14 protein-coding genes are annotated in these 24,402 nt (G+C 75.9%); all 14 read right to left on the reverse strand.

Translation table 11 applies throughout. From position 1 onward, the window contains the following. Positions 1–2: 2 nt before the first annotated feature. On the reverse strand, positions 3–5,411 hold the full coding sequence (locus ACIO9K_RS02515) for an amino acid adenylation domain-containing protein (protein ID WP_400326325.1): 5,409 nt from the start codon (positions 5,409–5,411) through the stop codon (positions 3–5). Then, positions 5,408–10,027, reverse strand: coding sequence for a condensation domain-containing protein (locus ACIO9K_RS02520; RefSeq protein WP_400326328.1), 4,620 nt, complete (start codon positions 10,025–10,027; stop codon positions 5,408–5,410). Before ACIO9K_RS02520 ends, ACIO9K_RS02515 begins: the two co-directional genes overlap by 4 nt. Positions 10,028–10,046: 19 nt before the next feature. After that, positions 10,047–11,954 carry a non-ribosomal peptide synthetase gene (locus ACIO9K_RS02525; RefSeq protein ID WP_400326331.1) on the reverse strand — a complete coding sequence of 636 codons (1,908 nt, stop codon included), beginning with the start codon at positions 11,952–11,954 and terminating at the stop codon, positions 10,047–10,049. Then, positions 11,951–12,811: a 3-hydroxyacyl-CoA dehydrogenase family protein gene (locus tag ACIO9K_RS02530; RefSeq protein WP_400326650.1), complete on the reverse strand. Its 861-nt coding sequence runs from the start codon at positions 12,809–12,811 to the stop codon at positions 11,951–11,953. The genes ACIO9K_RS02525 and ACIO9K_RS02530 overlap by 4 nt, the downstream gene beginning before the upstream one ends. 128 nt (positions 12,812–12,939) lie before the next feature. Next, positions 12,940–14,163 carry an HAD-IIIC family phosphatase gene (locus ACIO9K_RS02535; RefSeq protein WP_400326334.1) on the reverse strand — a complete coding sequence of 408 codons (1,224 nt, stop codon included), beginning with the start codon at positions 14,161–14,163 and terminating at the stop codon, positions 12,940–12,942. Then, positions 14,160–15,323 (reverse strand): acyl-CoA dehydrogenase family protein, encoded by a 1,164-nt coding sequence (locus tag ACIO9K_RS02540; protein ID WP_363623366.1) that lies wholly within the window; start codon positions 15,321–15,323, stop codon positions 14,160–14,162. The genes ACIO9K_RS02535 and ACIO9K_RS02540 overlap by 4 nt, the downstream gene beginning before the upstream one ends. Continuing rightward, positions 15,307–15,588 carry a phosphopantetheine-binding protein gene (locus ACIO9K_RS02545; protein ID WP_363585108.1) on the reverse strand — a complete coding sequence of 94 codons (282 nt, stop codon included), beginning with the start codon at positions 15,586–15,588 and terminating at the stop codon, positions 15,307–15,309. The genes ACIO9K_RS02540 and ACIO9K_RS02545 overlap by 17 nt, the downstream gene beginning before the upstream one ends. Further along, positions 15,585–16,607, reverse strand: a complete 1,023-nt coding sequence (locus tag ACIO9K_RS02550; protein WP_363623364.1) for a 3-oxoacyl-[acyl-carrier-protein] synthase III C-terminal domain-containing protein — start codon at positions 16,605–16,607, stop codon at positions 15,585–15,587. The genes ACIO9K_RS02545 and ACIO9K_RS02550 overlap by 4 nt, the downstream gene beginning before the upstream one ends. Before the next feature lie 97 nt (positions 16,608–16,704). After that, entirely contained in the window at positions 16,705–18,126 is a 1,422-nt protein-coding gene (locus ACIO9K_RS02555) for a PLP-dependent aminotransferase family protein (protein ID WP_363585112.1), read from the reverse strand. Between the two features lie 101 nt (positions 18,127–18,227). After that, a complete protein-coding gene (locus tag ACIO9K_RS02560) occupies positions 18,228–19,931 on the reverse strand; it encodes a 2-isopropylmalate synthase (RefSeq protein ID WP_363623362.1) in 1,704 nt (567 codons plus the stop codon). A gap of 54 nt (positions 19,932–19,985) precedes the next feature. Further along, positions 19,986–20,438, reverse strand: a complete 453-nt coding sequence (locus tag ACIO9K_RS02565; protein WP_363585116.1) for a flavin reductase family protein — start codon at positions 20,436–20,438, stop codon at positions 19,986–19,988. Between the two features lie 47 nt (positions 20,439–20,485). Next, the gene (locus ACIO9K_RS02570; protein WP_400326341.1) at positions 20,486–21,748 is read right to left on the reverse strand and encodes a cation:proton antiporter; all 1,263 of its coding nucleotides are present in this window, start codon (positions 21,746–21,748) and stop codon (positions 20,486–20,488) included. A gap of 29 nt (positions 21,749–21,777) precedes the next feature. Beyond that, positions 21,778–23,322: a tryptophan halogenase family protein gene (locus ACIO9K_RS02575; RefSeq protein ID WP_400326344.1), complete on the reverse strand. Its 1,545-nt coding sequence runs from the start codon at positions 23,320–23,322 to the stop codon at positions 21,778–21,780. Between the two features lie 270 nt (positions 23,323–23,592). After that, positions 23,593–24,366: an alpha/beta fold hydrolase gene (locus tag ACIO9K_RS02580; RefSeq protein WP_363623356.1), complete on the reverse strand. Its 774-nt coding sequence runs from the start codon at positions 24,364–24,366 to the stop codon at positions 23,593–23,595. Between the last annotated feature and the right edge of the window lie 36 nt (positions 24,367–24,402).

Raw genomic sequence — 24,402 nt, forward strand, 5'->3', positions numbered from 1 at the left:
GTTCAGCTCCTCTCCGGCTCGTGCGGCTCGTGCGGCTGGTGCGGCCCCTGCGGACCCTGTGGCCCGGCCGGGTCGCCGAGCCGGTCGAGCAGCGCCGGGGCGAGGTCGACGAGGGCGGCCGGGCCGCCGAGTTCCTGGTGGCCGTGGTCGGTCCGGTGCCGCAGCAGCCGGCCGCCGTCGAGGTGGGGCAGCCAGCTCTCCGGGTCCTGGACGGGCCCGCTGGTCTCGGGCACGGCCTCGATGAGGAGCAGGTCGCCGCGGTACCCGCCGGGGCGGAAGGCCCGGCCGAGCCGGACGTTGTTGTCGTAGACCTCGGCGAGCGCGGTCAGGTGGTGTTCGGAGAAGACGGAGAGCGGCGAGTCGGAGTCCTTGGCGAGGGCGAGGAACTCCTCGGCGGTCGGCGCGGGCGCGTCGGCGGGGCGGTCGACGCCGGTCAGCCGCAGCAGGGCGTTGCGGACGTGGCCCTGCTCGGCGAGCACCTCGGCCTCCGAGCGGGCGGGCAGGTCGGCGAGCACGTAGCTGTCGAGCATCGCGAGCAGGCCCACCTCGGCGCCCTGCTCCTGCAACCGGGCGGCCACGGCGTAGGCGACCAGGCCGCCGAACGACCAGCCGAGCAGGTGGTAGGGCCCGTCGGGCTGGACGGCGCGGATCTCCCGCACGCAGTCCTCGGCCACCTCCTCCAGGCTGGCCGGCAGCGGCCCCCGGCCGTCGAGGCCGCGGGACTGCAGGACGTAGAGCGGCCGGTCGCCGAGCGGCCCCAGCAGCGCCGCGTACGTCCAGCCGATCCCGGCGGCCGGGTGCACGCAGAACAGCGGCGCGCCGGTGCCGGTCGAGCGCAGCGGCAGCAGGGTGGCCAGCATGGGCTCCAGGCCGTCCGCGGGCGGGGCGGGATCGGCGGCGTCGGCGGTGGCGTCGGCGGGGAGCGGGGTGCGGGCGGGCCCGGCGGTCGCGGGCCAGGAGTCGAGCAGGCCGAGGGCGCCGACGGTGGTGTCCGGCTCGGCGACGAGGGTGTCGAGCAGCCCCAGCAGCCGGGCGAGCAGGGCGTCGGCGGCCTCGGCGTCGACGGCGTCCTCCCGGTGCAGGATGTCGAGTTCCAGCCCGCCCTCCCTCGGGATGGCCATCAGCGACAGCGGGTAGTGCGCGGCCGTCTCGCTGCCCGAGCCGGTGATCCGCACCCCCGGGAGCGCGTCGCCCTGGTCGCCGGACTGCGGGAAGTTCTCGTACACCATGACGGTGTCGAAGAGTTCGCCGAGGCCGGTCGCCCGCTGGATCGCGGGGATTCCCAGGTGCTGGTGGGCGATCATCCGGACCTGCTCGCGCTGGACCCGGGTCAGCAGCCCGGCCAGCGACTCCTCCGGCCGCAGGGTGATCCGCAGCGGCAGGGTGTTGATCAGGAAGCCCATGACGGACTCGGAGCCCGGCAGCTCCGGCGAGCGGCCGTTGACGATGATCCCGAACACGGTGTCGGGGCGGCCGGTCCGCTCGGCCAGCAGCAGCGCCCAGGTGGCCTGGAGCACGGTGTTGAGCGTGATGCCCAGCGCAGCGGCGAGGGCGCCGAGCCGTTCGGTGCGCTCCTCGCCCAGGGGCCGGTAGCGGCGGCCCGGCCACCCGTCGGCGGGCGGCAGCCCGGGCGGCGTCACCAGGGTGGGTTCGATCGGCGCGGCCAGGGCCTCGCGCCACGCCCGGCGGGCGGCCTCGTGGTCCCGGCCGGCCAGCCAGGCCAGGTGGGCGCGCAGCGGCACCGGCTCGGGCAGTCCGGCCGGGTCGCGGTACAGGGCGAACAGCTCCGGCAGGAGGAGCTGGTTGGACCAGCCGTCGATCAGGGTGTGGTGGGCGACCACCTCCAGCCGGTACCGCTGCGCTCCCACGCCCTCTCCGGGGCCCAGCCGCAGCAGGGTGAAGCGGATCAGCGGCGGGTCGGCCGGGTCGAACCGGGTGGTCCTGGCCTCGGCGGCCAACCGCTCGGTCTCCGTCTCCTGTTCGGCCGCCGTGAGGCCGCCGAGGTCCAGCTCCGTGAACGGCGGCAGGCGGTCCGGGACGACCTGGACGGGCCGGCCGTCGGGGAGGCGGACGAACCCGGCCGCCAGGTTCGGGTGGCGGCGGCAGAGCGCCTCGACGGCGCGGCGCAGCGCCACCGGGTCGAGCCGCCCGTCGAAGAGCATCCACAGCCGCATCACGTAGGCCCCGCCGCCGCCCTGGCTGTGCTGGGTGGGGAAGAGCAGCCGTTCCTGGAGCGGTGTCAGCGGCAGCACGTCCCGGTGGCCCGGGAACCGGTCCTGCAGCCAGGCGCGGGCGGCGGCGTCCAGCGGGAGCAGTTCGCCGTCGGCGGGCCGGCCGGCGCCCTGGTCGGCGGGGTCGAGCGCGGTGGCGACGGCCGCGAGTCCGGCCGGGGTCGGGTGCGCGAACACGTCCTCCGGGGCGAGCGCCAGCCCGGCCCGGCGGGCCCGGCGGAGCAGCTTGATGGAGCGGATGCTGTCGCCGCCGAGGGCGAAGAAGCTGTCGTCCGGGCCGACTCCGGGCAGGCCGAGGACGCCGGCGAAGAGCTCGCGCAGCACCTCGACGGGGCCGGCGGCCGGGGCGGCGGGGGGCTCGGGCGTGGTCCCCGGCGCGGCTCCGGCGGCCAGGGCGGCGAGCGCGCCGCGGTCGGTCTTGCCGTTGGCGTTGGTCGGGAGGTCGTCGAGGAAGACCAGGGCGGCCGGGACGACCGGTGCGGGCAACACCTCGCGCAGCGCCGCCCGGACGGCCTCCGGATCGGCCGGGCGGCCCTCGGCGGCGACCAGGAAGGCCGTCGTGCGGCGGTCGCCCTCGCCGTCGTCGGTGGCGACCACCACGGCCCGCCGGACGCCGTCCAGCTCCGTCAACCGGGCCTCGATCTCGCCGAGTTCGATCCGGTGGCCGCGGATCTTCACCTGGTGGTCGGTGCGGCCGGCGTACTCCAGCTCCCCGGCGGCGGTCCAGCGGGCGAGGTCCCCGGTGCGGTACATCCGGGCGCCGGGCGGGCCGAACGGGTCGGGCAGGAAGCGCTCGGCGGTGGCCCCCGGCCGGTGGGCGTAGCCCCGGGCCAGGTAGTCGCCGGCCAGGTAGAGCTCGCCGGTGACGCCGACCGGCGCGGGCCGCAGGGCCGGGTCGAGGACGTGGGCGCGCACGTTGCCGATCGGCACGCCGATCGACGGCTCGCCGTCCGCGCCGGGCGGGCACGCCCCGGCCGTGGCGTACACGATGGCCTCGGTGGGGCCGTAGAGGTTGAGCACCCGGGCGTCCGGGTTGCGGGCGTGCACCTGGCGGACCAGCGCGGCGGGCAGCGGCTCGCCGCAGAACACGTAGGTCGTCGCCCGCTCGCGCACCCACTCGGCCCGGGCGACCTGCTGGTACACCGACGGGACGGTGTTGACCAGGCTGCCGGACCAGTCCGGGCGTTCCAGCAGCGTGAGCAGGTTGTCCACCAGGTCGACACTGCCGCCGACGAACAGCGGCACCAGGAGCTCGAAGACCGACAGGTCGAAGGAGAGCGAGGTGGAGCCGAGCACCCGGGAGAGGGCCTGGGGACCGAGCTCGACCGCCGCCCAGGCGGCGAGGTTGGCCACGGCCCGGTGGGTGACCACCACGCCCTTCGGCGTCCCGGTGGAGCCGGAGGTGTGGATGACGTACGCCGCGTTGCCGGGCAGCGGGCCGGTGGGCTTCGCCTCGGCGGGCGCGGCGCCGGCGGGCTCGACGGGAGCGGGCTCGACGACGGCGGGCTCGTCCAGCAGGACGACGGACGGGCCGTCGGCGGCCGGCTCCGGAAGCGCGGCGGCGGCCAGCTGCGCCGTGGTCAGGACCACCCGGGGGCGGGCGTCCGCCAGCACGAACTCCACCCGGCCGCGCGGGTGGCCCGGGTCGACCGGGAGGTAGGCGGCGCCGGCCTTCAGCACGCCCAGCACGGCCGCGACCAGGGCGGGGGTGCGGGGCAGCAGCACCGCGACGACGTCCTCGCGGCCGACACCGAGGCCGGCGAGCAACCGGGCGATCCGCTCGGAGCGCCCGTCCAGTTCGGCGTAGTCCAGCACCTCGCCCCCGCCGCGCACCGCGACGGCGGACGGGGTCCGCGCCAGCTGGGCGGCGAACGCCGCGGGCACGGTGGTCTCGGGCACCGCGTGTCCGGTGGCGTTGGCCTTCCGCAGCAGGGCGAGCTCGTCCTCGCCGGCGAGGTCGAAGGAGTGGATCGGCTCGTCGGGCCGGGCCGCCAGCCGCGCCAGCAGCCGGACCAGTCGGCGGTGGGCCGCCGGGTCGGCGCCGTGGCCGCCGGCGGCGACCCGCCACGCCCCGTCCGGGTCCGCCGGGCCGGGGGTGGGGTCGGCACGCAGGAACAGGCCGGGCAGCGGCTCGCCCCAGGCGCGGGCCAGGACGGCGACCGTCCCGGGGCCGTACGCCACCCGCTCGGCGCTGTCGGCGATCCCGGTGACCAGGCCGTACCCGGAGGACGGGCCCCAGGGCAGGTCGAGGTCCGGCCGGTGGCCGTGGCGGCGGGCCGCGCGCAGGGCGCGGCCCGCCTGCCGGAGGACGGCGGTGAAGCTGAGCCCGGGGGCCGGGGCGAGGCGCACCGGGACGACCAGGCCGCGGCCGCCCGGGCCGGGCGCGGGACGCCAGTGTCCGAGCAGCAGCTCCCGGGTGCCGGTCAGCCGGTGCGCGTGGACGGCGGCGGCGGCGAGCAGCACCGCGGCGGGGCCCGCGCCGCCGGCCCGGGCGACCCGGGCCAGTGCGGCCGGGTCGGCCACCGGCAACCAGGGCAGTTCGGCCGGCGGCGCGACGGCCCCGGCCGGGCGGGCGGCGGCGGGCTCGGGGCCGGCGGCCCCCAGGACCTCCCGCCAGTACGCCCGGTCGGCGGGCCGGTCGGCGTCCGGGTCCGGGGCGGGGACGGGGGTGCCGAGGGAGGCGGGGGTGCCGAGGGAGGCGGGGGCCATCTCGCCGTCCTCGGCGTACAGCTCGCCGGCCCGGCGGACGAGCGCGGCCAGCCCGGCGTCGTCGTCGACCAGCCGGTGGTGGCGCTGGAACCAGCTGAGCCCGCCGTCGGACCGGCGGATCAGCACGTGGCGCACCAGCGGCCCGCCGAGCAGGTCGAGCGGGCGGACGAGCTCGGCGGCGAGCCAGCCGTCCAGTTCCTCCGGGTCGAGGTCGATCACCGCGACGGCGGGCGGCTGGGCCGGGTCGGCCGGGCGGAGCAGGCCGGGGCCGCCCCCGGCGGCGGCGCGGTAGCCGGTGTGCAGGTCCGGGCGCTCGGCCAGGGCCCGGACCACGGCGCGGCGCAGCCGGTCCGGCCCGACCGGGCCCTCGAAGCGGACCAGGCGCGCCACGCAGTCGGCGGGTAGGAGCGGGGTGTCCCGCAGGACGGCACGCCGGGCGGCGTCGAGCGGGGTGGCGGTGGAGCTGCTCACAGGGCCCTCACGGTGTCGTCGTCGGAGTGCGGGGTCACGCTCTCGGGCGCGTCGGCGTGGTCGGCGTGGTCGGCGTGGTCCGCGCAGTCGGCCCGGTCCGCGTAGTCGGCGTAGTCGGCCGCCACGTCGTGGACCGGGCGGTCGGGCTCGGCGAGCAGGCCGCGCAGCAGCTCGCGCAGGCCGGTGGCGAAGCCGGTCGCGGTCGGTGGGTCGAAGAGTTCGGGGGCGTAGTGCACGGTCAGCGCCGTGGGGGCGGCGCCGCTCTCCGCCCGCCACCCCAGGTCGAGTTCGGCCCCGCGCGGACCGACGCCGTGGCCACCGCCGTCGCCGTCGCCGTCGCCGTCGCTGTCGCCCCGGGAGCGGACCGGGGGCTCGGCTCCGGGGCCGGCCGTCCCGTCGGGGGTGGTCCGCCCGAGCAGGTCGGTGAAGGCGGGTTCGTCGGCGAGGTCGGCCCGCAGCAGGGCGCCGCCGGGCAGGCCGACCGCCACCTCGTCCTGGCCGGAGATCCACGAGAGCAGCACCAGCCAGCCGGCCCGCAGCACCCGGTCGGGGTGCGGGCCGGACCGGGCGATCGCGCCGCGCAGCGACTCGTCGACCGGGACGGTCACACTGCGCTCGGTGTAGTCGGGGCGGCCCGGGCGGGGGCGGTCGGTGGGGACGTCGAGCCGGACGGGCCCGGGCGGGCCGGCCGCCGGCACCTCGGCGGAGGCGGCCGGGACCGCGTCGGCGGAGACGGCCGCCGGCGCCCCGGCCCGCAGCCGGGAGATCGGCAACTCGCCATCGGCGGCGGCTAGTTCGCGGAGAAGCTCGGTGTACTCCTCGACGAACGCGGCCGCCGTCTCGCTCGTGAACAACTGGGTGCTGAACTCCAGGCAGGCGGTCATGGCGTCGTCGCCGACCCGGTCGGAGGTGATCAGGGTGAGGTCGAACTTGGCGGTGCCCGCCGGCAGGCCGCCGAACAGGTTGCCGGCGCTGTGGCCGATGTCGAAGTACCCGGTCGAGGTGCCCTCGATCTGCTGGATCGGCGGCAGCTCCTGGTGCACGTAGAACACGTCGAACAGCGGGCTCCGGCCCGGATCGCGCTCGTCCGTCAGCGCCTGGACGACCCGGTCGAAGGGGATCTCCTGGTGCTCCAGGGCCTCCAGCACCACGGCGCGCACCCGGTGCAGGAAGGCGGTCACCGACGGGGCGCCGGACAGGTCGGCGCGCAGCGCCACGGTGCTGTTGAAGAAGCCGATCAGGCCTTCGAGTTCGGGCCGGTTGCGCCCGGTGGTCGGGATGCCGACGACCAGGTCGTCCTGCTCGCTGCGGCGGGCCAGCAGCAGGTAGAGGCCGGCGAGCAGGACCACGAAGAGGGTGACGGAGCGGTCGGCCGCGAGCCGCCGCAGCTCCCGCATCAGGGCGGCGTCCACGGTGAACACCGCGAGGTCGCCGGCGTGGTCCCTGCGGGCCGGGCGCGGGTGGTCGGTGGGCAGCCGCAGCACCGGCGCGTCCCGCAGGGTCTCGCACCAGTAGGCGAGTTCGCGGTCCAGGGCCGAGCCGGCCACCAGTTCGCGCTGCCAGGCCGCGTAGTCGGCGAACTGGACCGGCAGCGGTGCGAGCCGGTGCGGGCGGCCCTCGCGGCGGGCGGCGTACAGCTCGGGCAGCTCGCGTTCGAAGATCCGCGGCGAGGCGCCGTCGTTGACGGCGTGGTGCATGGTCACCTGGAGCACGTGCTGCTCGGGGGCCGTCCGGACCACGAGCACCCGCACCAGGGGGTCGTGGGCGAGGTCGAAGCGGTGCTCGGCGGCCTGCCGGACGAGTTCGCGGGCGGCGGCGAGCGGGTCCGGATCCGCGGAGACGTCATGGAAGGCGAAGAAGTCGCCGGGCTCCGGGCGGATCCGCAGCACCGGCTCGTCGTCCTCCTCGGCGAAGTTGGAGCGCAGCACCTCGTGGCGCAGCATCAGGTCGTGCCACATGCCGCGGACGGCATCGACGTCGAGCGGGCCGCTGATCAGGCTGACCATCGGGAGGTTGTAGAGCGTGGTGCCGGGGTCGAGCTGGTGGTGGAACCAGATCCGGTCCTGGCCGAAGGAGGTGACCGGGGGTGTGTCGCGCGGGGTGATCGGCGGCAGGGCGGGGGCCGCGGGGGCGCCGGCCCGGCGGCGGATGAGGTCGGCGAACGCGCCGACGGCGGGGTGTTCGTAGACGTCGAGCAGCCGGGGGCGGAAGCCGAAGCGGGTCTGGATCCGGTCGGCGAGCTGGAGGGCGATGATCGAGTTGCCGCCGAGTTCGAAGTAGTCGGCCTCCGGGCCGGGCGGCTGCTCGCTGTGCAGGAGTTCTCCCAGGACTTCGGCGAGCCAGCGTTCGGGGTCCTCGGCGGGGCCGGTCCCGGCGCGCTCGACGGCGGGCGCCGCGGACGCGACGGGCACGGCGGATGCGACGGGCACGACGGGCAGGGCGGGGGCCGCCGGTGCGGGCCGGATCCAGCAGGGGGTGGCGGCCAGCGGGTGTCCGGGCAGGCGCAGCCGGCGGGCGGTGCCGGGCTCGGGGCCGAGCGCCGTCCAGTCCAGGTCCAGGCCGCATTCGTACAGCCGGCCGAGCAGCGCGGCGAACCCGTCGTCGGCGGCCGTGACCAGCCGGGCGCCGTCCTGCCCCTCCGGGCCGAACCGCTCGGCGAGCAGCCGGCCGAGGACCCCGCCGGGGCCGGGGTCGAGGAACACCACCGGTCCGGCGGCGGCGAGCCGTTCGGCCGCCGCGACGAGCCGGTCCCGGTCGGGCGGCGCGGCCTCGGCACCGGTGCCGGTGGCGGTGGCGAGTTCGCGGGTGTCCTCGGCGGTGAGGGTGCCGAGCAGGTACCGGGCGGCGTACCGGGAGACGCCGCTGCTCAGCACGGTCTCCACGGGCACGCCGCAGCGCGACAGCTCGCGGTGGAGGGCGAGTTGGCCGGCGAGCAGTCGGGCCGCCGGGCCGGTGGCGGGCAGCGTGTCGGGCAGCTCCGTCGGGCCGGGGGCGTCGGGCGCGGCGTCCGGGGAGAGCAGCAGGCAGACGGCGGGCGGCCTGGTCCGGCCGCCGCGCGGGGCGCCGCCGGCCGGTGCCGAGGCGTCGAGCCGGGCCGCCCGTTCGAGCAGGGCCCGGCCGAGCTCGGCGGTGTCGCGGGCCCGCACCGCCACCCGGTGTCCGTAGTGGGTGCGCCCGGAGTTGAGGGTGAGGGCGACGTCGTCGAGGTCGGTGTCGCGGGCGGCCGGGCCGGTCAGCGCGGTGCCGAGGTCGGCGCAGAGCCGGGCGAGCGCGGTGCGGCTGCGCGCGGAGACGCCGACGAGCCGGGGGGTGCCCGGCCGGTCGGCGCGCGGGGGCACGGGCGGCCGCTGGACCACGCAGTGGGCGTTGATGCCGCCGAGGCTGTACGAGCTGACGCCGGCGATCCGCTCCTCGCCCTCCCAGGGGCGCAGCGCGGTGACCACCTCGACGGGTTCGAGGGCGGCCTCGTCGACGGGCCGGCGGAAGTGCAGGGACGGGTACAGCTCGCCGTGGCCGACCGCGAGGACGGCCTTGACCAGGCCGGCGATCCCGGCCGCGTGGTCGAGGTGGCCGACGTTGGTCTTCACCGAGCCGATCGGCAGCCGCCGGCCCCGCGCCCCGAACCCGCGCGGCCCGAACACCTGGGCCAGGCCCTCCAGTTCGACGGCGTCGCCGAGCCGGGTGCCGGAGCCGTGCGCCTCCAGGTAGCCGGCCAGGGCGGGGTCGAGCCCGGCGGCGCGCCAGGCCGCGCCGATCACCGCCGCGTGCGCGGGCGCGCTCGGGGTGCTGATGGTGGCGGCCGCGCGGCCGTTGTGCCGGACGGCGCTGCCGCGGATCACGGCGTGGACGGGCGTGCCGTCGGCGCGGGCCCGGCCGAGGGTGGTGAGCAGCAGGACGGCGCCGCCCTCGCCGCTGGCGGTGCCGTCGGCGTCGGCGTCGAAGGCCCGGCAGCGGCCGCTCGGGGAGACGAGTTCGGTCATGCCTTCGGTCTGCCGGGCGGGCAGGCCGCCGGGGCGCAGGCTGAAGCCGCCGGCGAGCGCGTACTCGGCCTCGCCGTCGCGCAGTTCGCGGCAGGCCTGGTGGACGGCGACGAGCGAGCCGTTGCAGCCGGTGTCGACGGCGTAGCAGGGGCCTTCGAAGCCGAGCACGTGGGCGATCCGGGCGGGCAGCGCGAAGGGCACGTTGCCGAGGGCGCTGAGCGGGCCGGGCTCGGTGGCGGCGCCGAGGTAGCCGGAGGCGGCGGCGCTGAGCACCACGGCGACCTGGCGTCCGCGCAGGGCGCTCGCGGCGTAGCCGGCGTCCTCGACGGCCTGGTGGGCGAGGACCAGCGCGATCCGCTGCTGGGGGTCCATCAGGGCGGCCTCGCGCCGGGAGAGGCCGAAGAAGGCGTGGTCGAAGGTGTGGACGTCGGCGAGGTGGCCCATCGGCAGGTAGCCCGCGTCCGGGTCGAGTCCGGTGGCAGCGGCCCGGGCGGCGGGCATGTCCCCGACGGAGTCCCGGCCGGCGGCGAGGTTGGCCCGGAAGGCCGCCAGGTCGTCGGCGTCGGGGAAGCGGGCGCCGATGCCGACGACGGCGATGTCGGTGTCGGCGGGGGCCGTCGCTGGGGTCCTGGTCACTGCTGCTCTCTCCCGTTCGTCAGACTTCGTACGCGGCGTCGGGCCGGGCGCCGCCCGTGGGCGCTCCGGCCGCCGGGGCGACGGGCTCCGGGGTGGCGGGCTCCCCGGCGACGGCGGCGGCCTGCTCGGCGACGGTGCGCAGGTCGAAGAGCCGGCCGACGCGGACGGCGCCGGGCCAGCGGCCTTCGAGGCGCAGGTGGAGTTCGACGATCCGGTGCGAGTTGCCGCCGACGGCGAAGAAGTCGTCGTCCGGTCCGAAGTCGCCGTGTCCGAGGACCTCGGTCCAGTAGCGCGTCACGAGCCGCGGGGCGCCGTCCGCCTCGACGGGCTCGTCGCGTCCGCCGAGACCGTCCGGCCCGCCGGTCTCGCCGGGGTCGCCGGGGTCTTCGGCGAGCAGGGCGCGCAGTGCCTGGAGGTCGGTCTTGCCGGACGGCGCGAGCGGGAATCCGGCCATCCGGACGAAGCGCTCCGGCCGGGCCTGGCCGCCGAGCAGGGCGGTGCAGTGCGCCAGCAGTTCGGTGGTGTCCGGCGCGGGGGCGGCGGGGTCGGCGGGGAGCCAGCACGCGGCCAGCGCGGTGGCGCCGTCGGGGCCGGTCACGGCGAGGACGGCGGCCTGCCGGACGGCGGGGTGGCGTTCCAGCGCCGCTTCGACGGCCTCGCGTTCGACCCGGACGCCGCGCACCTTGAGCTGCCCGTCGGCCCGGCCGCGGAACACCAGCGCCCCGGTGGGGTCGGCGGAGGCGAGGTCCCCGGTGCGGTACATCCGGGCGCCGGGGGTGGTGGCGAAGGGGTCGGGGAGGAAGCGCAGCGCGGTCTCGGCCGGGCGCCCGGCGTAGCCCTCGGCGACCTGCGGCCCGGCCACGTACAGCTCGCCGGTCCGCCCGGGCCCGACCGGGGCGAGCCGCTCGTCCAGCAGGTGGATCCGGTTGCCCGGGGTGGACCGCCCGATCGGGACGGGGTCGAGCGGCGCGGACGCGACCGGCTGGGCGAGCACGGTGACGGTGGTCTCGGTGGCGCCGTACTCGTTGACCAGCCGGGTGCCGGGCAGGACGGCCCGGTGCCGCTCGGCCTGCGCGGCCGACAGCGCCTCCCCGCCGACGATCCACTGCCGCAGGTGGGCGTCGGCGCCGGCCAGGTGGGGCAGCACCAGCACGTGGAACGAGGGCGGGCTGACCGCCACCTCGACCCGGTGGCGGCGGATCAGCGCGGCGGCGGCCTCCGGGTCGGGCAGGGCCCGTTCGTCGGGCAGCACCGCCGTGCCGCCGCCGCAGAGCGTGTGGAACAGCATCAGCAGCGGCGCGTCCCAGGAGAGCCGGGAGGCGGTGAAGGTGGTCGCGGCGGGGTCCTCGGCGCGGGAGGCGACCAGGTGGGCGAGCGCGCCGCGGGAGACCAGGACGGCCTTGGGCTCCCCCGTGGTCCCGGAGGTGGTGACGGCGTAGGCCGGTGCGGTCGGGGGCACCACGGCGTCCGACCGGCCGGCGGCCGGAGACACGGCCGGGGCCGGTCCGCTCTCGGCCACCGCCGTGACGGGCTGCCCGCAGCCGGCCGTCAACTCCCGTACGGCGGCGGGCGGGGTGGCCGGGTCGCCGTCGTCGTACACCAGGACGGCGCAGCCGCTGTCGCGCAGCAGGGCGCGCACCATCGCGGCGGGGCGCTCGGGTTCCAGGACGCACCAGGCGGCGCCCAGCCGCAGCGCGGCCAGCATGCCGACGACGGTGCGCACGCCCTGGCGGCGGTGGATCAGGACGAGCCGACCGGGGGCGACCCCGGCGGCGGCCAGCCGGTCCGCCAACGCACTTGTTTCGAGATCGAGTTGACGATACGTCAGATCCTGATCGCCGACCGCCACGGCGGTCCGGTCGGGCAGCGTACGGAACCGCTCGCGCATCAGGTCGAGCACGTCGGGGGCAGGACGGCCGGCGGTCACGGGCGGGTCCCGTAGGCGTAGAAGCCCAGCCCGGTCTTGCGGCCGAAGTGTCCTCGCCGCACCAGGTCGAGCAGCAGGTCGCAGGGCCGGAACCGCTCGTCGCCGGTGGTCTCCAGCAGGACGTCGAGGGTGTCGACGATGGTGTCGAGCCCGATCAGGTCCGCCGTGCGCAGCGGGCCCATGGCGTGGCCGAAGCACTCCTGGAAGATCAGGTCGACGGTCTCCGCGTCGGCCACGCCCTCCTGCACCCGGGCGGCCGCGTCGTTGACCATCGGCATCAGCACCCGGTTGGAGACGAAACCCGGCGAGTCGCGGACGACGTGGGCGCGGCGGCCGACCCCGGCGAGCAGGGCGAGGGTGGTCTCCAGCGTCCGGGCGGTGGTGGCCGGGCCGCGCACCACCTCGACGGTCTCCTTGAGGTACGCGGGGTTCATGAAGTGCGTGGCGAGCACCCGGTCGGCCCGGTCGGTGTAGGAGGCGAGCCGCTCGACCGGGATCGCCGAGGTGCAGGAGGCGAACACCGTGGCGGGGGCGCAGACCCGGTCGAGCTCCCGGAGCACCCGCTCCTTGACGGCCAGCCGCTCGGAGGCGCACTCCACCACGAAGCCGGCCACCGCGAGGCGCCCGAACTCGTCCGTCCAGTCGACCAGTTCGACGGTCTCCGCCGCCGAGGGGCGGGCTTCGCCGGGGGTCTCGGCACGAGCCTCCCCGGGGGCCGGGCGGCGGCCGAGCAGCCGCGCGGCGCGCAGCCCGTCCCGCAGCCGGCCGGGGCCGGCGTCGAGGGCGGCCCGCTGCCGGTCGACCACCACCACGGGGTGCCCGGCCGCGGCGAAGACCTGGGCGACGGCGGTGCCCATCGTGCCGGCGCCGACGATCCCGACCGGGATCCGGTCGGTGCGGGCCGCCCGGGCCTCGCCTGCCTCGCGGTTCTGGGTGTCTTGCGGGTGCACGGTGTCCTTCCTGGTCACGACGGATTCCGGCCCGGTCACGGCCGGTTCCGGGCGTCGGGGGCCTCAAGGGCGACAGGGGCGTTGGGCGCCTCGGGGGCCCCGGGTGCCTCGGCCGCTTCCGGGGTGATCAGCCGCAGGTGGCCCGGCGGCGGGGGCGGCGGAGCGGCGGGCGGGTAGCCGAGCAGCAGCCGACCCTCCCCCTCCTGGCCCACCACGGTGAACCCGGCGAACCGGAGGTTCACCAGCATCACCCGGTTGACGTCGGTGGGCACGAACTCGGCCAGCGGGCGGCGCCCTTCGACGAGGGCCGCGCGCACGACGTGCCCGATCAGCGCCGGCCCGATGCCCCGGGACATCACCCGGCAGGACAGCAGGAGCAGCCGCAGCACCTCGGCCGGCCCGGCCGGGCCGTCGCCCTCCCGGTGCCCGGTCCGCTCGCTCAGCGCGAGGCCGATGGTGCCGTAGTCGCCGAACCGGTCGGTCAGTTCGGCGACCAGCACCCGGTGGTCGGGCGAGTCGCACAGCGCGCGCAGCTCCGGCAGGCCGTAGGTCCGGCCGGTGGTGTTGAGCTGGTGGGTGCGGACGGTGAGTTCGTGGGCGCGGGCGAGGTCGTCCGGCCCGGCCTGACGAACGGTCAGTTCCAGTCCCAGTGAGGCGAGGAACTCCTCGGGGGTGCCCTGGTGATCCTCCCGGGCCTGGGTGCGGAGCGCCTCGCCGCGGTAACGCAACCGGCGTTCACGGGCGTCGGAGGTGACGAACTCGGGCCGGAACTCCGGCAGTTCGGCCAGTGCGGCGACCTGCTCGGCCGGGTAGCAGCGCACCGCCGAGTGGGCGGCGGCCACTTCGGCGCGCTCGACCGGGTCGTTGTCGACGAAGGCCACGGTGTCCAGCCCGATGCCGATGGTCTCGGCGATCCGGCGCACCGCGCCCGACTTGGGCCCCCAGCCGATCTCCAGCACCGTGAACAGCTCGTGCAGTCCGAGCCGTTCCAGGTGCGCGGTGGCGACGGCCCGGTCGCTCCGGCTGGCGACGGCGTGCAGGACGCCGCGCTCGTCCAGCGCCCGCAGGGCGGCAGTCGCGGCGGGGAACGGCACCGGATCGTCGCCCTCCAGCAGGGTGCCGTCCCAGAGGGTGTCGTCGAGGTCCCAGACCAGGACCTTGACGGTCGGCTCCGCCCTGCTCTGCCCCGCCCCGCTCTGCCCCGCCCCGCCCTGCTCCGCCCCGCCCTGCTCCGCCCCGCGCTGCTGCGGCCCGGTCATCGGCGCACCCCCTGGCGCAGCAGGCGGTCGGCGATGTGCAGTTCGGCGACCTGCGGGCTGCCCTCGATGATCTCCATCACCTTGGCGTCCCGGTAGAACCGGCCGGCCCGGACACCGGGCTCGCAGCCCGCCGAGCCGAGGATCTGGACGGCCCGGTCGGCGACCGCCTTCGCCGCCCCGGACGCCGCGTACTTGGCGACCACGGTCTCGGTGGCGGCGCCCAGCGGCGAGCCGGCCCGGGCCTCGGCGGCCCGCTCGGCCAGCGCCCGGGCGGCCGCCGTGTCGACGGCGGAGCGGGCGAGCAGCGAGCGCACCAGCTGGTGCCCGGCCAGCGGCACGCCGCCCTGGACCCGGCGCGCGGCGTGCTCGGCGGCGTCGGCCAGGCAGGCCTCCGCCATGCCGACGCAGCCCCAGGCCACCGTGAACCGGCCGTGGTCCAGCGCCACGGCGGCGGTGTGGGTCAGGCCCAGCCCGGGCGGCGCCACCAGGTTCTCCCGGGGCACCCGCACCCGGTCGAAGGTGAGGTGGGCGATCCGCGCGGCGCGCAGGCCGAGTTGGCCGCTGACGGGCTCGCGGACGATCCCGGGCCGGTCGGCCTCCACCAGGACGGCCGTCGGGCCGGCGTCGGTGCGCCCCAGCACCAGGAACACGTCGGCGCTCTGCCCGAAGGTCACCCAGCGCTTGGCGCCGGTGACGACCAGCCGTTCGCCGTCGTCCTCGATCCGCGTCCCGACCTCGGCGAGCGCGCTGCCGGCCTCCCGTTCGGTGGCGGCGAAGCCGGCGAGGCGTTCGCCGGAGGCCAGTGCGGGCAACCACCGCGCGCGCTGCTCCTCGCCGCCCCAGCGCAGCAGCGCCGCGGCCGTCATGCCCTGGACGGTGAGCAGCGCGCGCAGGGCGCCACAGACGCCGCCCAGGTGCGCGGCGGCCTCGCCCAGCTGGGCCGGGGTGGCGCCGGCGCCGCCGTGGCGGGCGGGCAGGTCGAGGCCGAGCAGCCCGGCGGCGGCCACCGCGCGGACGGCCTCGTCGGGCAGCGCGCCCTGCTCGTCCCAGCGGGCGGCATCGTCGCGGACGGCGGCGGCCAGCTCGGCGGCGGCGTCGACCACCGGAGCCCCCAGGTCGGACGGGGCGGACGGACGGGTCTCGCTAGCCGTGGGCGGCACAGCCGGCCCCCGTCTCCCCGCCCGCGCCCAGGCCGGCCCGCTTGCGCTCGACCAGCGCGGCGATCCGCTCGGCGGTGCGGAAGGAGTCCAGGTCGAGGTCGTCCACCTCGATCCGGATGTCGAACCGCTCCTCGACGAAGACCACCAGCTCCAGCGCGAACAGCGAGTCCGCGAGCCCCAGTGCGAAGTAGTCCTCGTCCGGCGCCACCGGCCGGCGCAGTGCGACGGTCAGGAACTCCCGTATCTCGATTGCCGTGTCGGTCACGCGGTGCTCTCCCAGGGTCCGATTTCCACCAGCAGCAGGTTCCAGGCCGCCACCGGGCTGACGTTGACCAGGACGACCCGGTCGCCCTCGGCCAGCCGCCCGTTCGCCAGCGCCGTCCAGAGGTTGAGGAAGACGTCGTTCGGCCCCAGGTGGCCGTACCGGGCCAGGTTCTCCCGGCACTCCGGCAGGAGTTCGACACCCAGCGACTCCGCCAGGAAGCGCAGTCCGCCCGCCGAGAGGTTCTGGCTGGCGTAGCCGGCGACGTCGGCGCGGTCGAGGCCGTGCCGCTTGAGCAGCCGCTCCAGGAGCGCGGTGAGCCGGTTCCTGGTCTCCACCGCGAGCCGGAAGGAGTAGCCGGGCAGGTCCCGGCACTCCTCCTGCCAGCGCTCCCAGGGGCGGTCCCGGTAGTCCACCCGGAAGAGGTCCCAGTACGCGCCGTTGGTCTCCTGGACCAGGTCGAGCACCCGCACCGGGCCGGTGCGGGCGAGCAGCAGGGCCTGCCCGGCGTCCCCGTTGACGGTGACGGGGTGCCGGTAGCGGCCGGGAGTGGCCGGGGTGGAGGCGTGCGCGACCAGGACGTGCCGGACGTCCGGGTCGGCGGCGAGCAGTCCACGGGCGGCGAGCAGGGCCGGGCCGAGCGAGACGCAGCCGAGGCCGCCGACGCCGAAGGTGACGGCCTGGTCGGCGCCGAGCCGGGCCTGGAGCCTGGTCGCCTCGGAGCTGAGCAGGGTCTCGGGGGCCCGGGAGTCGACGACGATCAGGGCGTCCAGGTCCTGGGCGGCGAGCCCGGCGCCGGCGAGCGCGCTGCGGGCCGCCCGCTCGGCCAGCCCGGTCGGGCCGAGCTCGCGGTCGACGGCCACGGTGTCGATCCCCAGGCCGGCCAGCGTGGTTCGGCGCCCGCCGTCCAGGCCCGCCAGTTCGGGCAGTTCGCCGACCGGCACCCGCTGCTCCGGCAGATGCCAGGCCGCCTCGCGCACCGCGAGCGGCGCGGGGGCGCCGCCCGTCCTCGTCGTCACCATGCCGTGTCCTCGACTCTCCGCTGTCTGTCCGCTGTCCGTCCGGGCGTCCGGCCGTCTCTCGGTGCCGTCCCTGCCGCGTTCCGTGCCGGGGCGCGGCTCAGGCACTGCGCAGGCAGCCGTCCGCCGCCGACTCGGCGTAGGCCTCGCCCAGTTCCCGCACCGCCTCGGCGACGCCGCTGCGGGGCACCCCGGCGTACCCCACCACCAGGGCCGGCCCGGACTGCCAGGACCGGTGGTGGTACGAGCGGCCGCCGCGCACCAGCACCGAGCGGCGCAGCGCCCGGGCGACCAGCGCGGCCTCGTCCACCCGGTGCGGGAGCTGGACGTAGGCGTGCAGCCCGGCGAAGGCGCCCACGATCCGGGCCCCCGGCAGCCGGCGCCGCACGGCCTCGTGGAAGACCTCGCGGCGGGCCCGCAGCCGTTCGCGCTGGCGCCGCAGGTGTCGGTCGAGTTCGCCGCCGTCCAGCAGTTCGGCGAACGCGTGCTGGGTGAACACGTCGCAGCCGAGGTCCCGTTGGGAGCGGACCTCCTCCAGACGGCGGCGCAGCCGGGGCGGGGCTACCAGCCAGCCCAGCCGCATCCCGGAGGCCAGCGACTTGCTCGCGGTGCCCGCGTAGAGCACCCGGGAGGGGGACAGCCGTTGCAGCGCGGTGGGCCGGCGGCCGTGGTCCAGCCAGAGGTCGCCGTCGTAGTCGTCCTCGATGATCCAGCCGTCCACGTCCTCCGCCCAGCGGACCAGGGCGGCCCGCCGCTCGGCGCTGAGCACGGCGCCGGTGGGGAACTGGTGGGCGGGGGTGACCAGCACCGCGCGGGCGCCGGTGCGGGCCAGCGCGGCCACGTCGATGCCCTGCTCGTCGACCGGGACGGACGGGCAGTCCAGGCCCGACTCGACGATGAACTGGCGCTGCTGCGGGTGGCACGGGTCCTCGACGGCGAGCGCGCCGAGGCCGGTGCGGGGCAGCGTGGCGCAGACCAGGCCGAGCGTCTGGGCGAACCCGGAGACCACCATGACGTGCTCGGGGGTGGTGTGCACGCCGCGCGCCCGCCCGAGGTAGCGGGCGAGTTCGGCGCGCAGCGCCGGGACGCCGGACACCGGCGGGTACCCGAGGTCGCGCGGGCCGAGCCGGCGCGCGGCCCGCTGGTAGGCGGCCAGCCACTCGCGCTGGGGGAAGGCGGAGGCGTCGGCGCCGCCGGCCCGCAGGTCCCAGCGGATCACCGGGGCGGGGCGGGCGTCGCCGAGCAGGGTCGGCATCCGGGTGCCCCGGTCCAGGTGGGTGGCGACCCGGGTGCCCGACCCCCGGGTCGCCTCCAGGTAGCCGCCGGCGACGAGTTGCCCGTAGGCCTCGACGACGACGCTGCGGGACACCCGGAGGTCCTCGGCGAGCTGACGGCTCGACGGCAGCCGGGTGCCGGGGTGCAGCGCCCCCTCGGCGATCTCCCGCTTGATGCCGTCCCGGATCTGGGCGGTCAGCGGGAGCACGTCCTCCCGTGCCACGTCGATCAAGGTGTTCCAGGGCATGCTTGGTTCCTCCCTCCCCCGCCCACGGCGGCCCTGTCAAAGCCCTCCGGACCTGTTCAGCCCGTCGGTCCGGCCCTGCCCGGCCGGTCAGCCCGGTGGCCCTAGCGGGCCTCGGACAGACCGGACCGCTCGGTGTCCAGCAGCGCCCGCAGGGACGCGGCCCGGACGGCCCGGCCGACGGCCTCGCCCTCCTCCTCGGCGATGCCGACTCCCCAGTAGGAGTGGGAGTCCACGACGATCTCGAAGGCGGCGGTGACCGCGTTCAGCGGTGCGCCGGCCCGCTCCACGACGAGGCCCTGGACGACGGCGTCGAGCCCGTAGCCGGCCACCGCCTCGGCGGTGGCCCCGCTCCAGCGGGTGTCGCCGGGCTCCGCCACGAGCGGCTCCGGCGCCGGCAGGCCGGGCACGGTCTCGGTGCCCAGCGCCACGTACCGCTCGACGAAGTGCTCCCACAGCTGGTCGCCGGTGATCTCGCCGCCGATCTCCTCGCAGACCGCCTGCATCTCGGCGGCGAAGTCGATCTGGAGGCGGCGCGGCAGCTCGATGCCGTACTCGGTGCGCAGCAGGTGGGCGATGCCGCCCTTGCCGGACTGGGTGTTGATCCGGATCAGCGCCTGGTAGTCGCGGCCGATGTCGCGCGGGTCGATCGGCAGGTACGGCACGTCCCAGACCTCCTGCCCGGACTCCTCGCGGGCGCGCAGGCCCTTGGCGATGGCGTCCTGGTGGGAGCCTGCGAAGGAGGTGTAGACGAAGTCGCCGGCCCACGGATGGCGGGCGTGGACGGGCATCTGGTTGCAGCTCTCGACGATGCGGCGGATGCCGTCGATGTCGCTCAGGTCCAGCATCGGGTCGACGCCCTGGGAGAACAGGTTCATGGCCAGGGTGACCAGACAGACGTTGCCGGAGCGCTCGCCGTTGCCGAACAGGGTGCCCTCGACCCGGTCCGCCCCGGCGAGGACGGCGAGTTCGGCGGCGGCGACGCCGCTGCCGCGGTCGTTGTGCGGGTGCACGCCGAGGATGGTGCGCTCGCGGTGGAGCAGGTTGCGGTGGGTGTACTCGATCCGGTCGGCGAACTCCTGCGGCGGGAACACCTCGACGGTGGAGGGCAGGTTGATCCGCAGCGTGTGCGCGGCCCGCGGGGCCCAGAAGTCGAGGACGGCGTTGCAGAGTTCGAGCGCGTAGTCCGGCTCGGTCTGGGTGTAGGACTCCGGCGCGTACTGGAGGTAGATCTCCGTGCCGGGGATCGAGTCCTGGAGTTTGAGGGCCTGTTCGGCCCCGTCGAGCGCCATGGCGGTGGTCTGCCGGCGGTCCTTGCGGAAGACCAGGCGGCGCTGGACCTCCGAGGTCGGGTTGAAGATCTGGAGGACGGCGCGCGGCACGCCCTCCAGGGCCTTGACGGTGCGTTCGATGAAGTCGCCGCGGATCGGCGTCATGACCTGGACGACGACGTCGTCCGGGATCGCGCCGGTGTCGACGAGGTGGCGGAGGAAGGCGTGGTCGTCCTGCGAGGAGGTGGGGAAGCCGACCTCGATCTCCTTGAACCCCATGGCGACCAGCAGGTCGAACATCCGCCGCTTGCGGGTGATGTCCATGGGGTCGGTCAGGGCCTGGTTGCCGTCCCTCAGGTCGACGCTGCACCACAGCGGGGCCTGCTCCGCGCGGCGGCCCGGCCAGCCGCGGTCGGGCAGCCCGACCGCCTGGTACGGCTGGTACTTCCGGACCGGCATCGCGCTGTGGCGCTGGATGCCCTGGTCGCGGGCGGGTGTGCCCTGCGGCGTGTCCGCGTCGGTGGGTTGAGCGGTCATCTCTCCTCCACAACGGTGGTCTGGGCGTCTTGTGGGGACGCTCTGCTAGCTCTGCTAGGCGGGCCAGGTGCTGAACTGTCTCCTCCCGTAGAGCAGCGGCGACGCGTCGCTGAGCTCGGTGATCCGGATGACCTCGCCGAAGACCATCCGCTGGCCGCCGACGGGGACCAGCTGGCTGACCCGGCAGTCGGCCACCGCGTGGGCGTCGTGGACGAGGTGGGGTCCGCCGGCGCCGGGGGGCAGCCGCCAGGTGGTGGCGTCGAACCGGTCCGGGTCGCCGGAGGCGAACAGTTCGGCGGTGCCGCGGCCCTCGGCGTGCAGCAGGTTCACCGCGAACTGGCCGCTGCGCAGCACGGCCTTCAGGGTCGGGCTCTCCGCCCGCATGCCGACCAGCAGGGTGGGCGGTTCGACGGTGACGCTGCACAGGGCGGAGCAGGTCATGCCCCAGGGCCGGCCGGCGTCGTCCAGCGAGGTCACGATGGCGACGCCGCTCGGGAAGCCGGACATGAAGGTCCGGAAATCGGAGGGGGTTGAGGTGACGAGTTCCACGTGATTCACCGCTCGACTGGGTAGGGGACCGGCTCCGCGGTCCGGGGCGCGTCCACGCTCGCCGTGCGCCGGTCGATGACCCACAGCAGCGGACCGCTGAGCACCGTCGTGAACAGGGCCATCACGACGAGGGCGAGGAAGAGCGCCGGGGTGAGGATCCCGGCCTGGTAACCCGTCTGGAGGACGGCGAGCTCGGTCAGGCCGCGGGCGTTGAGGAACACCGCGATCCGCATGGACTCGACCGCGGGCCGGCCGGCCGCCCGGGCGCCGTAGTAGCTGCCGACCAGCTTGCCGAAGATCGCGAGCACCACGGACAGGACGACGGCCTGCCAGGAGAACACGCTGAGCGGCGCCGAGGCGAGGCCCATGCCGGTCACCGTGAACAGCAGCGGCAGCACGATCCGGCCCCAGCCGCCGACGGTGTGGGCGGCCCTGGTCCAGGGGCCGGCGCCGTCGTCGCCCGGCAGCGCCAGGGCGACCAGGACGGCGCCGAGCACGTCGGTGAGGCCCAGCCGCGAGGTGGTCAGGGCGGCGGCCACGGCCGCGGCGGCGGTCAGCCCGGTCGGCACCGCCACCGGGATCCGCTCGGCCCAGGCCCGGGGCCCGGGCAGGGCTCCGGCCCGACGGATCAGCCAGGCTCCCAGCAGGCCGACGACGAACACCAGGTACGGGGTGATCTTCCCGCCGCCGTGCGCCAGGCCGACCGCGATCGCCAGCAGCGACCAGGTGACGGCGTCGATGGAGACCGCGACCGCCATGCAGAGCCGGCCGATCGCGGTGTTGAGCATGCCGCGGTCGTCCAGGATGCCGGCCAGCACCGGTACGGCGGTGACCGCCAGCGCGATCGCCAGCATCAGGACCAGCACCCCGGCCGGGGCGCCGCCGCGCAGGGCCGGGGAGCCGTCGGCCAGCACCCACGCGGCGAACGCGACGCCGCAGCCGAGCGGCAGCAGCAGCGAACCGGTGGCGGTCATCGCGATGGTGCGCCCGCCCAGCCGGCTGCCGCCGGCCCGGATCTCGTGGACGGCGCCCACCAGGAAGAGCGCGAGGCCGAGGTGGCCCGCCTTCTCCAGGACGGCCCCGCCGTCCATGGTGGCCGGCTTCCAGTGCCACTGGCTCGCCAGCAGCGCCCCGAGCAGGAGGCAGGCCATGATCTCGCCGACGATCTCCGGCTGCCGCAGCAGCTTCGCCAGCCGGCGTCCGAGCAGTGCCACGGGGACGAGCAGAGCGAGCGTCACCGCGGCCGGTACGTACGGAAGACTGTCCATGGTGCCTCCTTTCTCGGGGCGCCGAAGGGTCAGTGCATCTGGGCGAGGTACTCGTACTGGCTGGGCAGGCGCTTGAGGAGCTCGGCGGACTGGTCGCTCAGCAGCTGGAACTCCTTCTCCGCGCGGCTGCCGTCCTGAAGGGCGAGCGCGGGCGGGGCCTTGAGCTCGATGCCGCCGAGGCCGAGCAGCATGGCCAGGTAGGAGTAGGACTCGAACCCGTGGAAGTGCGGGAAGATGGTGGCCTCCGTCGGAGGCTTGGCCTTCCACAGCTCGATCCGCTCGGCCAGGCCGTCGGGCATCACCCGGGTCTTGGCGTCCCGCCAGTAGGCGTTGTCCTCGCGGGCGGCGGCCTTGTAGTGCAGGACGAGGAACTCCCGTACGCCGTCGATGGTGTTGCCGACGATGCGGTTGTAGGAGCGGCGCAGCCCCGGGTCCCAGTTGGCGTCCGGGAAGTGCTTGACCAGTTCCTCGATGCCCTGCTGGATGAAGAAGATGCCGGTCGACTCCAGGGGCTCGACGAAGCCGCTGGACAGGCCGATGGCGACGCAGTTGTTGACCCAGGCGTTGCGGGTGCGGCCGATCCGCATCCTGATGTGGTTGGCCTCCAGGCCCTCCGCGTCCGGGCCTACCTTGGCCCGCAGCGTGGCCTCGGCCTCCTCGGGCGTCGCGTACTCGTCGGAGTAGACGTAGCCGGTGCCGATGCGGCCGAACAGCGGGATGGTCCAGATCCAGCCGGCGTCCGAGGCGGTGGCGGTGGTGCAGGGGCGCAGGCCGCGCTTCTCCATGTCGACCGGGACGCGCAGCGCCACCGCGCGGTTGTTGGGCAGGGTGTCCTGGAAGGAGGTGAACGGCTCCTCCAGGGTCTGGTTGATCAGCAGGCCGCGGAAGCCGGTGCAGTCGATGAAGAGGTCGCCCTCGATCAGGCCGTGCTCCTTGGTGCGCACGCCGCTGATCCAGCCGCGCTCGTCCTGGACGACCTCGACGACGTCGTCCTCGATGTGCTTGGCGCCGCGCTCGGTGGCGTACCCGGAGAGGAAGTCGGCCAGCAGCGAGGCGTCGAACTGGTAGGCGTACGGGAACTGGGTGTCCTGCTCCGTGAGGGTGTCGCGCTCGGCCGTGTTGCCGCCCTCCTTGAAGTCCTGCTCGAAGAGGGTGCCGTCGAGGTAGCGCGGGGACTTCTCGGCGTCGCAGATCGCGGCCATCAGGAACACGTCCTGGTCGAAGCGGTCGCCGGAGCGGCTGTTCAGCCACCAGTCGGTGAGCGGCAGGCCGTCGACGACCCGGAGGCGCTCGAAGGGGTGGTAGAAGTAGTGGCCCTTGCGCCGCCAGTTCTCGAATCGGATGCCCAGCTTGTAGGTGGCATTGCACTTGGGCATCCAGACGTGCTCCGGCAGGCCCAGGTAGTTGAAGAAATGCCGGACGGTGCTGAAGGTCGCCTCGCCGACCCCGATGGACTTGATTCGCTTGGATTCCACCAGCGTGACGGAAATGCGATCGCCGAATGCGGCGCGCAGGTACGAGGCGGCCATCCAACCGGATGTCCCACCACCGACGATGACGACGTTGCCCAGCATTCCTGACCCTCTCAGCCGGTCGTTCAACCCGGAGCCCCGGGCTGTCCCATGGCTCGAAATCCTGCGGCAGCGGAGCCTCCGGAAAACAGGCTTTTAAGCCTCAGCGGAAACACGCACTCCAGCGCGTCCCGGCGTTCGCCGGGGGTTTTCCGACATGCCGAACAGATGGCACCCGATGGTTGGGGGTGCCATCTGTTCGGCGGAACTCGCCGGAATTCGGCGGGGGTTCGACGGGCGTTCGGCGGGGGTTCGCGGCCCGGCCGGGCCGGCTCAGTCCCCGTCCAGCAGGTAGTCGTGCAGCAAGGAGATGACCCGGGCCCGCTGCGCGGTCAGGTAGAAGTGCCCGCCGGGCAGCACGTGGAACGCGAACTCCTTGCCGGCCAGCGCCTCCCAGCCGCGGGCCCGCTCGACGCTCACCGTGACGTCGGAGTCCCCGGTGAGCACCACGACCCCGCAGTCCACCGGGCGCAGCGCGGTGGGCCGGTAGGAGTCGATCAGCAGGTAGTCGTTGCGCAGGATCGGCAGCACCATCTCCCGGATGTCCGGGTCGTCGAAGATCGACATCTGGGTCCCGCCGTGGCCCGCGACCGTGGCGAGGAGCTCGTCGTCGCCGCGGGGCCGGGCCGGCGCCCGCCCGGCCGGTCCGTCGCCGGAGCCGGCCGGCGCCTGCGGCGGCGGGTAGCCGGAGAGCACCAGCCGGGCCACCGGCAGGCCCTGCGCGTGCAGCGACTGCACGGTCTCGTACGCGAGCAGCGCGCCCATGCTGTGGCCGAAGACCACCGTCTCGACGCCGGGGCGGTCGGTCTCCAGCAGCGCCCGCGTCAGCTGGGCCACCAGGGTCGCGGCGTCCTGGACGAAGGGGTCCTCGATCCGCTCCTCCCGCCCCGGGTACTGGACGAGCTGGAGTTCGACGGCCGCCGAGAGGTGGTTGGCCCAGGGCCGGTAGAAGCCCGCGCTGCCGCCGGCGTGCGGCAGGCAGACCAGCCGACGGGTCGCCTCCGGGCGCGGCCGGGGGATCACCAGCCAGGGTTGGTCGTCGTTCAAACGGTCACTTCCTTCCGTCGGCCCCGCGGGGCCGTG

Source organism: Kitasatospora sp. NPDC087271 (genome assembly GCF_044744605.1).
Taxonomy (GTDB): Bacteria; Actinomycetota; Actinomycetes; order Streptomycetales; family Streptomycetaceae; genus Kitasatospora.

Bases quoted from the DNA above. Each gene is read 5' to 3' on its own strand.
- ACIO9K_RS02550 (WP_363623364.1), bottom strand. From the start codon at position 16,607: ATGGTGACGACGAGGACGGGCGGCGCCCCCGCGCCGCTCGCGGTGCGC.
- ACIO9K_RS02535 (WP_400326334.1), bottom strand. From the start codon at position 14,163: ATGACCGGGCCGCAGCAGCGCGGGGCGGAGCAGGGCGGGGCGGAGCAG.
- ACIO9K_RS02555 (WP_363585112.1), bottom strand. From the start codon at position 18,126: ATGCCCTGGAACACCTTGATCGACGTGGCACGGGAGGACGTGCTCCCG.
- ACIO9K_RS02530 (WP_400326650.1), bottom strand. From the start codon at position 12,811: ATGGGCACCGCCGTCGCCCAGGTCTTCGCCGCGGCCGGGCACCCCGTG.
- ACIO9K_RS02575 (WP_400326344.1), bottom strand. From the start codon at position 23,322: ATGCTGGGCAACGTCGTCATCGTCGGTGGTGGGACATCCGGTTGGATG.
- ACIO9K_RS02570 (WP_400326341.1), bottom strand. From the start codon at position 21,748: ATGGACAGTCTTCCGTACGTACCGGCCGCGGTGACGCTCGCTCTGCTC.
- ACIO9K_RS02565 (WP_363585116.1), bottom strand. From the start codon at position 20,438: ATGTCCGGCTTCCCGAGCGGCGTCGCCATCGTGACCTCGCTGGACGAC.
- ACIO9K_RS02560 (WP_363623362.1), bottom strand. From the start codon at position 19,931: ATGACCGCTCAACCCACCGACGCGGACACGCCGCAGGGCACACCCGCC.